We start from the raw sequence: 2,546 nt of genomic DNA on the forward strand, positions 1-2,546 counted from the left end.
GGCGGCCTGAGGGCACCCGATCCCCGACGCGACGCAGGACGCGGTTGATCCGGGCCCGCAGCTCCGGGTAGTGAAAGGGCTTCGTGATGTAGTCCTCGGCCACCTCCTCGAGGGCCTGGGCCTTGCTGTCTCCGGCGTCGATAGCGGAGAGGACGATGATCGGCAGGTCGGCCCGTTCCTTGACCTGGCGGGCCAGGCTCAGACCGTCCAGCTTGGGCATGAGCAAGTCCACGATCAGCAGGTCGGGCCACTCCCCTTCCAGGCGCCGCAGGGCCTCCTGCCCGTCGCGGGCGGTCTTGACCTCGAAGCCGTCGTCGCGCAACTGGTCGGCCAGGAAGACGAGCAGGTTCGGGTCGTCGTCCACGAGCAGCAGCCGCGTGGCGCGGTGAGGGAGCGTCACCCGTCGAGGATAGCAGCGGGCTTCGGGCGCTCAACGGGGCGCGGCGCCGTTCGGTCTTGCCGTGTCCCTTCGGGCGCGCCGCTCGGTTGCGGGCTCCTTCCGGCGCGCCGCTCGGTTCCGTGCCCCTTCCGGCGCGCGGGTTCGGTGCGGGCTGCTCCAGCCGTTCGATCTTGCCGTGTCCCATCGGGCGGGCGAGTGCGACCGACCCGGCGCTCCGAGGCCTCCTGCATGCCGGTTCTTCTCAGGGGAGGGGAGGGCCGCGCCGGTGCTCCCGCAGGGTGAGAACGTCGTACAGGGCGGGCACGGAACCGGGCACGTAGGCTCACCCGGTGGGAAGGGCGCCGGTACGGGGTGGCCGCGTGCACGGTCGGACGCCCGCAGTGGACGGACGCCCGGAGTGGAGGCAAGGGCTGACGGCTGGGAGGTCCGAAGCCTCGATCTGGTCCGCCCGGCGATGCGCCGGATATGTCTCGGGCAACCGGCCGATAAGCGTGGCGCGGCAGACTCGGACCCATGGGTTCTCGGGAGCGCCGCCGGGATCGGGCCGTGGCCCCTGGAGTGGTGGGAAATGAGCGGTTCGTCGTGATCCGCAGCAACGGTGGCGGCGGCGTCGGTCAGGACGCCAGCAGGACGGTCTGCGCTCGCTCCACCTCCTTGGTCGATCCATCATCGCGGCCCTGGTCAAGGATGCCCATCGAGCCCTCGCCGAGATAGCGCCGCTCGGCGATCGCCCACTCGTCGTGAACCTCGAGGAGGACCGCCCCGGCCAAGCGCAGGATCGCCGCCTCGTTGGGGAAGATCCCGACGACGTCGGTCCGCCGCTTGATCTCGCGGTTGACCCGCTCGAGCGGGTTGGTCGACCAGATCTTGCGCCAGTGGCCGACCGGAAAGGCGGTGAAGGCGGTGACATCCTCCTTGGCCTCGAGGAGCATCGCCGCGACGACCGGGAAGCGCGGCTCGAGCCGCTCGGCGATCTCGTCGAGCTGGTCGCGCACGGCGGCGGCGTCGGGCTGGGCGAAGATCGTCCGGATCGCGGCCAGCACCATCTCGGCGCTGCCCTTCGGGATCCGGGTCAGGACGTTGCGCAGGAAGTGGACCCGGCAGCGCTGCCACGCCGCCCCCAGGAGGACCGCCCCGATGGCCGCCGTGAGGCCCTCATGGGCATCGCTGATGACGAGGCGCACACCGGTCAGTCCACGTGCCCGCAGGCTACGCAGGAAGGCGGTCCAGAACGCGCCGTCCTCGCTGTCGCCGACGGCCAGCCCGAGCACCTCGCGGTCACCGGTCGCGGTCACCCCGGTGGCGACGACGATCGCCTTGGACACGACGCTGGCGCCCTCGTGGGCCTTGACGTAGGTCGCATCGAGGAAGACGTACGGGAAGCGCGTGTGGCCGAGCGATCGGTCGCGGAAGGTCGCCACGACCGTGTCGAGCTCGGCGCAGATCCGGGACACCTCGCTCTTGCTGATCCCGGCGTCGATGCCGAGGGCCGTGACGAGGTCGTCGACCTTGCGCGTGCTGACCCCGTGGACATAGGCCTCCATGACGACCGCCCAGAGGGCCCGGTCGATCCGCCGCCGCGGCTCCAGGAGGGCCGGGAAGAACGATCCGCTCCGGAGCTTCGGGATGCGCAGCTCGACGTCGCCGGCCTTGGTCGAGAGGAGCCGGCTGCGGCTGCCGTTGCGGTGGGTCGTCCGTTCGTCGGTCCGCTCGTACCGGCCGGCGCCGATCGCCTGGGCCGCCTCGAGCTCGATGAGCTCTTGGAGGACGAGGGCCATCGCCTCGCGCAGGACGTCGGTGCTGCCGCCGGCGCGGATCGCGTCGAGCAGCTCGGACAGGGCAGACTGTGACAGGGCCATCGGTGATCTCCTTCGTGATCCCGGCAAGGAACACGCTGAGAATCACACCGGTGGCCCCTCGCTGCGCGCCATCAGCGCAGGCCAGGAGCCTCGGTCAAATCCCACCACTCGGGGGGACACTCCTCGCAGAGGCCGTGGCCCCTGGAGTGGTGGGAATTGAGCGGTTCGTCGTGATCCGCAGCAACGGTGGCGGCGGCGTCGGTCAGGACGCCAGCAGGACGGTCTGCGCTCGCTCCACCTCCTTGGTCGATCCATCATCGCGGCCCTGGTCAAGGATGCCCATCGAG

At 70.7% G+C, this 2,546-nt stretch carries 2 protein-coding genes; both read right to left on the minus strand.

The genetic code is table 11. The features are described from left to right. The coding region (locus tag VF289_RS00925) for a response regulator transcription factor (RefSeq protein ID WP_330880167.1) at positions 1–400 on the minus strand (400 nt) is incomplete at its 3' end. A 614-nt stretch (positions 401–1,014) separates the two neighbouring features. After that, entirely contained in the window at positions 1,015–2,259 is a 1,245-nt protein-coding gene (locus VF289_RS00930; RefSeq protein ID WP_330880169.1) for an IS256 family transposase, read from the minus strand. Between the last annotated feature and the right edge of the window lie 287 nt (positions 2,260–2,546).

The organism is Brachybacterium sp. (assembly GCF_036379615.1).
Classification (GTDB): Bacteria; Actinomycetota; Actinomycetes; order Actinomycetales; family Dermabacteraceae; genus Brachybacterium.

Excerpts from the sequence above, each read along its gene's own strand:
- VF289_RS00930 (WP_330880169.1), bottom strand. The coding sequence starts at position 2,259 with ATGGCCCTGTCACAGTCTGCCCTGTCCGAGCTGCTCGACGCGATCCGC.